Here is a 6,724-nt window from a genome sequence, read left to right as displayed (position 1 = left end):
AACTATTCCCCTTGCTACCTTCATGATTATTTTATAGCGGGGGCTTATTATATGTATAAACAATCTGAGTCACTCGAAAAATGATGAATTCGAATATTGCAGTAAAAAGCGTTATTTAGGAGGTGTTACTATGACGCATATACTGGTGATTGAAGACAACCCAGATATACAAGAACTGATTCGTGAATTTCTAATGGCACAAAACTTTACCGTTGATGTAGTTGGTGCCGGAACAGAAGGTATTCTTCTTTTCCAAAAAAATTCATACGATCTTGTCCTCCTCGATGTAATGTTACCAGATATAGATGGCTATAGTATTTGTAAAATTATGCGAGGACAATCTGATGTACCAATCATTATGTTAACAGGCTTACATAATGAAGAAAGTGAAATTAAAGGATTTGAGTTAGGTATTGATGACTATATTACGAAACCGTTCCATTACACTGTATTTATTAAGCGTGTAGAGGCTGTATTAAGAAGGGCAGCAACGAAGGAAGCAGAAGCTGCAACTATACTACAATTCCATGAATTGATGTTAAACTCTACAGCATATGCAGCTTATGTTCATGGTAATCAAATTGAATTGACAACAAAAGAATTTGAAATTATTTATACTTTACTGCAAAATCGAGGAAAAGTATTATCAAGAAGTGATTTGTTGAATAAGGTATGGGGCTATGAACATTATGGTGATGTAAGAGTTATAGATACACATATTAAAAACTTAAGAAAAAAATTAGGAATTCCTTATATTAAAACGGTGAAAGGCATTGGCTACAAAATCGAATCGTAGCAAAGACAACATCACCAAAAATATTTTCATCAAAACCTTATTATTTTGTATTCTTTTATCACTTTGTCTTTATCAAATTATTTACTTTCTAGCTTCAAACTACGATAAAGAACGTTTTGCGAAAGAAAATGGAACGCCGACTACAGAACAGGCCGATTCAGATAAGCAAAACGACGGAAGTAAAACGAAGCAAAATAAAGCTGTGTCAAAGGGGAGTATTTCTAATTTCCAATCTTCTATTATAGATTATAAATCTCTTTCTACAGCTATCAATCACCTTTTGCAGCCTAGCCAAACTGCAAAGGCAAAAGAACATACACAAAATCTTTCGGGGAAAAATAGCACTTCTAATCCGCCTACAGAAGCAGAAAAGAAAGCCGCTAATAATGATGCCTTACATACACAAAATGCAGCAAGTAAAACAAATGATACAAATGATAATCCAAAGTTAGCAGATGCGTTGCAGCAATTAGCTCCACATATTGGCGCGACAATGCTTGCATTATCACTACTCGGATCATTAATTTATACAAAACTAATTGCCAAACCTTTTCAATATATGAGTGATGCTTTAAAAGATATTATGAATCTTGATTTCTCCGATAAAAAGCTACTTAACAAAAATACAGATCAAACAGATTTTAATTTGCAAGTAGCTGCTTCACAAGTACCAAATATTGTGAAGAATTTACATGCAAGCAATCAAGATTTAAGAAACGAGCTCAAGAAGGAACAACAATTAGAACAATCTCGTAAAGAATTTATGTCTATGGTGTCCCATGAATTAAAAACACCAATCGCAGCCGTCATGGGACAACTAGATGGCATGATTCACGGAATTGGAGCTTATAAAGATAGAGATAAGTATTTGAAACGTTCCTACGAGATGATGCAAGACATTAACATATTAACGGAAAAAATGTCGGAATTATCCAAAATACAAAACCCTCAATTTAAACCGAATTTAGAAGTCATTTCTTTATCTAATATTATTGAGGATGTTATGAAGAAAGTAGATTACTTTGTATCTGTAAAACAATTAAATGTACAATCTAATATTAAACACGACGTACAAATTTTAGCTGATCCTAAATTTATTCAAACTGCTATTTTTAACATTATTTCAAATGCAATTCATTATACAATTGACCATCAGCACGTATATATAAAGCTTTATGAAAAACCAAATGGTTACGCATTAGAAGTATTAAATACAGGTTCACAAATTGATGAAGATAAACTTGCTCATTTATTTGAGCCTTTCTATCGCGCAAATCCTGATAAACACGGGTTAGTACAAGGTAGTGGTCTTGGATTATATATCGTGAAACAAATATTAGATAAACATCAGTTTCCTTACGGGATACAAAACACAGCTCAAGGTGTAAAATGCTCCATTGTATTCCCAAAAGCAATGTAACATTCACTATAATTACATACCCCAAACTCATACTTCATGTGTGAGTGGCGGAATTTTGTAGAGTGTCTTACTCTGTTTCGTTCGCCCGTTATCCTTATTTGGATAGCGGGCGTTTTTTATTACTTAAAAGGAGGATTTTTTATGGAAAAGTTTAAATATTCATTGCTCGTTTTATTCGGTGCTTGCAGCTACGGCATACTTTCAACTATTTTCAAACTCGGATTCATAAATGGATTTTCAGCACATCAACTCCTAGGGGGACAATATGTCTTCGGATGGATTGGACTATTTCTACTCGTTCTTTTCTTTTCACATCATAAAGTAACAAAAAAACAATTTTTTTCATTACTAACCGTCGGAACAACAATGAGTATGACTGGGATTTTTTATGCTATTTCTGTAGAAGAACTACCCGCATCTATCGCTGTCGTCCTACTCTTTCAGTTCACTTGGATTGGTGTCATTATCGAAGCCATTGCAAATCGAACATTTCCAAGCCGCGATAAGATCATATCTATCCTTATTTTATTTGCTGGTACATTGTTTGCAGGTGGTGTATTTGAAGGCCTCGGACAAAGTTTTTCTACGAAAGGGATTATCTTTGGGCTATTAGCTGCGGTCTCTTTTTCATTCTATGTTTTTGCAAGCGGGCGCGTCGCTACGGATGTTCCGCCTTATACGAAAAGCTTTCTTATGACAACAAGTGCTACTCTTATCGTATGCCTATTCTTTCCGCCAACCTTTTTAACAGACGGTGCTTTGCAAGCTGGCCTATGGAAATATGCTTTCTTCCTCGGCTTGTTCGGTGTTGTCGTACCTGTCATTTGTTTTTCAATCGGTGTACCAAAGGTTGGAACAGGGCTTAGTACGATATTAGGTGCAGCTGAATTACCAACTGCTATTATTGCTTCAATTACACTTGTACATGAAGTCGTAACGTTCATGCAGTGGATTGGAATTATTTTTATATTGGTTGGGATCTTCACTCCTCAGCTGCTTACGGCTAGAAAAGAAAGGAAACACAATCGCGTGCACAGCGCTTGAAAAAATATAGAATTTATATAAAAGATATAACTGCAATTAAAATAAGTAAGTTTATCTGGAGGTATAAATGACTATTTTAAGCATCGTATTTTTTGCTATTATGTGTATCTTCTTCCTAATAAGATATATGAAAGAAAAGAAATTTTACGATTTACTTCTCGTTCCCGTTTGTATATATGCAGGAGCAGTGAAAACTCCTTTCGTAGAGTACTTAAACTTTAATACTACATTTAAAATAACGTATGATATTGCAGCTATTATTCTTGTAATCCTTGCTGTACTTTTCTTTTTGAAAGATAAGAAAGAGAATCATACTGCATAACAAAAGACCTTTCATTTACTTGAAAGGTCTTTTTCTCTATCTCATTTTACCGCTCCATACAGCTTCTCTATCTCATGCTCAATTTGTTTTACATCGATTCGCTCAAATAATGGCTGCACGCTATCAATTCTACTTGGCAACGTATTTTGCGATTCCCAATTTCGATTCACAATCGACAATGTGTTTCGAACTCTTTCACTTGAAAATGGTAAAAATGGTTCAAGGAGATGGGCAAAATTAGCGATAAGATACACACAGTTATAAATCGTTTCTTCACATGAAACTGGATCATCTTCCCTTTGTTTCCAAGGCTGCTTTTCATCAAAATATTTATTTGCAAAACGTACTGTATCAAATATTGTTTCTAGCGCCACCTTAAATTTAGTTTGCTCAATCGCCTCTCCTACACGCTTATATAATCCTTCTACTTTATCTTTGAGCTCTACCTCAATACTTCCCTTCGGCACGATACCACCATAATATTTTTCGATAAACTTTAATGTCCGGTTCACAAAGTTCCCGTATGCACCTAATAATTCACTATTATGACTGTAAATAAATTCCCGCCATGAAAAATCAGTATCGCGATTTTCTGGTGCGTTGACGGTTAAAAAGTAACGAATAGAATCTGGATCATAGCGTTCTAATATGTCAGGCACCCATACGGCCCAGTTTTTACTTGTAGATAATTTTCTTTTTTCAACTGTTAAATATTCATTCGAAACGATATGACGCGGGATTGCTTCCTCCCCTATTCCAAGTAATACCGCTGGCCAAATGACGGAATGAAACGGAATATTATCCTTTCCGTGCACATAATATGTTTTCGCTTCGCTATCCCAAAACTCTTGATCATCTTTCCCTGTTTCTTCAGCCCAATGTTTACTCGCTGAATAATAGCCTGTCACTGCTTCAATCCATACGTAAATTTTCTTATCTTCATACCCTTCTACTGGAATTGGTACCCCAATTGGTAAATCACGTGATACGGCCCTATCTAGTAATCCTTCCTTTACATATCTCTCTGTTAGTTGAATCGCATTGTCGCGCCATGTCCCTGTTTGTTTGGCAATTTCTACAGCTCTTTTAATTTGCTGCTGAAATGTATGCAATGCAAAATAGAAATGCTCTGTTTCCTCTACAGATGGCGTACTACCACATAACTTACATTTCTTTTCTAACAAATCGAGAGGATCTAAAATAGCAGAACAAGCATCGCATTGATCTCCTCTTGCTGCTTCATGGCAATGTGGACATATTCCTTCTACATAACGATCCGGTAAAAACTGCGTACACGTTTCACAATACGCTTGTTCCACTGTTTTTTTATAAATATGTCCTTCTTCTAATAAACGTAAAAAAACATTTTGAACCGTTTCATGATGGTGCTCACTATCTGTACGTGTATAACAATCATAAGTAAAACCAAGGCTACGAAAACATCGCTGGAACTCTTCATGATACTTATCAGCAATTTCTTTCGCTGTCACACCTTCTTGTTTTGCTCTAATTGCAATCGGTGTTCCATTACAATCACTCCCTGAAACATACAGCACATTCTCACCTTTTGCCCTGTAATAACGCGCTAAAATATCTCCAGGTAACAAACTCGCAATATGGCCAAGGTGTAACGAACCATTTGCATACGGCCAAGCGCCTCCAATAAAAATACTCATCTTACATTCCTCCTTTTAAATATAAAAAGCCCCGCCCTTATCTTAAAAAAGATAAGGGCGGGGCTGTATAAACAGTCGCGTTACCACCTTATTTCGCCAATTACTCACATAATTAGCCTTAACAAGTACGGAGCTATGTGCTCTTATACTGTGGTTTTGATAACGAGTACCAACTCTCGTCGCCGCCTACTATTATCATTTGATAAGTTCAGGACGAAGCTCAAAGGCCATTGTTCAAATGAATATTCTTGCTTCTTCTCAGCTACCGAAGCTCTCTGGAAAGAATGTGTTCATCCTACTTTTCCTTTTCAACGCTTTTACGTATAACAAGTATTGTACGACTTAATCACAGAAAAATCAAACTTTTATCCAGAAAGAAAAGGAAATCCCATCCCCCTGCCGAATAACTATACGTTCACAAAAGGAGTGATAACATTGAACCAAAAACAACTAAGCACTATAAATGAAAAAAGCTGGAATACAGCTGCTTATGAAGCTTGGACGAATCGCCACGGGGCACCAGCTGATTATGCGAAAAAAATCATGAAAGATCCCACGCGCGAAGTAGCACATTATTTACCTTACATAAAATCCCCAAAAGGAAAATGTATTATTAATTTACTCGGCTCAAAAGGAAATAAAGCTGTCGCACTCGCCCTTTTAGGCTCTGACGTAACAGTTGTTGATATTTCAGCAAGTAATGCAAAATATGCAAATGAACTTGCGGAAGCCGCAGGCGTCTCTATTCATTACATCGTTTCTGATGTACTAGATGTAAATCTCTCCAAATCATTTGATATCGTATTACTGGAACTTGGTGTACTTCATTACTTTCTAGATTTAAAACCACTTTTCACAACAATCTCTCAACTACTAAAGCCCGGTGGAATACTTATCCTTCGCGATTACCATCCAATATACACAAAGCTATTAGGAGTAGACCATCCATCATTTCGAGCAAGTGGAAATTATTTCGATGAAGAATTAATTGAAGATGATGTTGCTTATAGCATCCTTCTTACAGAAGCACAGAAAGAATCGCTACCTAAAACAACCATCCGTCGCTGGACGTTAGGAGAAATCATTACAACACTCGCGGAAGAACATTTTAAAATTGAAAAACTAGTTGAAGAACACGGACCTCATCAAAGATGGCTCTTCCCTTCTACTGCACCGGAAGGAATCGAAGAACGTATCCCTGGTCTATATACAATAATTGCGACAGCATGCAAAAAAGGATCCCTTCACGGATAGGATCCTTTTTGCATGCTCACGCATATAAGTTGAGGTTGGAGATTACCATAATTCTGTAGAATAGGACACAAGATATTTCAACATTTCGTCTCTGACTTACGTCGTCAAAAAGGGGTATGACCAACATAACGAAGAGTAATGTTTTAGTTGATACTGATAATCGTTATCAACTAATTAGAAGTATACATGATGTCATTTCAAATTTCAATAGC

General features: G+C 36.2%; 6 protein-coding genes and 1 other annotated feature. Of the genes, 5 read left to right on the top strand and 1 reads right to left on the bottom strand.

The window, feature by feature from the left end:
- The first annotated feature begins 130 nt into the window (after window positions 1–130).
- The 4 genes from ACQGSG_RS25095 (at window position 131) to ACQGSG_RS25080 (ending at window position 3,582) form a co-directional block, all read left to right on the top strand.
- Window positions 131–796: a response regulator transcription factor gene (locus ACQGSG_RS25095; protein WP_000148833.1), complete on the top strand. Its 666-nt coding sequence runs from the start codon at window positions 131–133 to the stop codon at window positions 794–796.
- Window positions 774–2,216, top strand: a complete 1,443-nt coding sequence (locus ACQGSG_RS25090; RefSeq protein ID WP_048568695.1) for a sensor histidine kinase — start codon at window positions 774–776, stop codon at window positions 2,214–2,216. Before ACQGSG_RS25095 ends, ACQGSG_RS25090 begins: the two co-directional genes overlap by 23 nt.
- A gap of 141 nt (window positions 2,217–2,357) precedes the next feature.
- Window positions 2,358–3,260 (top strand): EamA family transporter, encoded by a 903-nt coding sequence (locus ACQGSG_RS25085; protein ID WP_048568696.1) that lies wholly within the window; start codon window positions 2,358–2,360, stop codon window positions 3,258–3,260.
- A 67-nt stretch (window positions 3,261–3,327) separates the two neighbouring features.
- Window positions 3,328–3,582: a hypothetical protein gene (locus ACQGSG_RS25080; RefSeq protein WP_000154132.1), complete on the top strand. Its 255-nt coding sequence runs from the start codon at window positions 3,328–3,330 to the stop codon at window positions 3,580–3,582.
- A gap of 41 nt (window positions 3,583–3,623) precedes the next feature.
- Here the strand turns inward: ACQGSG_RS25080 and metG are convergent, their stop codons facing one another.
- Window positions 3,624–5,258, bottom strand: a complete 1,635-nt coding sequence (metG, locus tag ACQGSG_RS25075; protein ID WP_214631743.1) for a methionine--tRNA ligase — start codon at window positions 5,256–5,258, stop codon at window positions 3,624–3,626.
- A gap of 50 nt (window positions 5,259–5,308) precedes the next feature.
- Window positions 5,309–5,579: a binding site (T-box leader), on the bottom strand.
- A gap of 114 nt (window positions 5,580–5,693) precedes the next feature.
- Between metG and ACQGSG_RS25070 the strand changes: the two genes are divergently transcribed.
- Window positions 5,694–6,512 (top strand): class I SAM-dependent methyltransferase, encoded by an 819-nt coding sequence (locus ACQGSG_RS25070; RefSeq protein ID WP_048568698.1) that lies wholly within the window; start codon window positions 5,694–5,696, stop codon window positions 6,510–6,512.
- Window positions 6,513–6,724: the final 212 nt, after the last annotated feature.

It is taken from the genome of Bacillus sp. GMa5/1, from assembly GCF_050172015.1.
Taxonomy (GTDB): Bacteria; Bacillota; Bacilli; order Bacillales; family Bacillaceae_G; genus Bacillus_A; species Bacillus_A cereus.
This window is presented reverse-complemented; position numbering and strand designations above follow the sequence as displayed.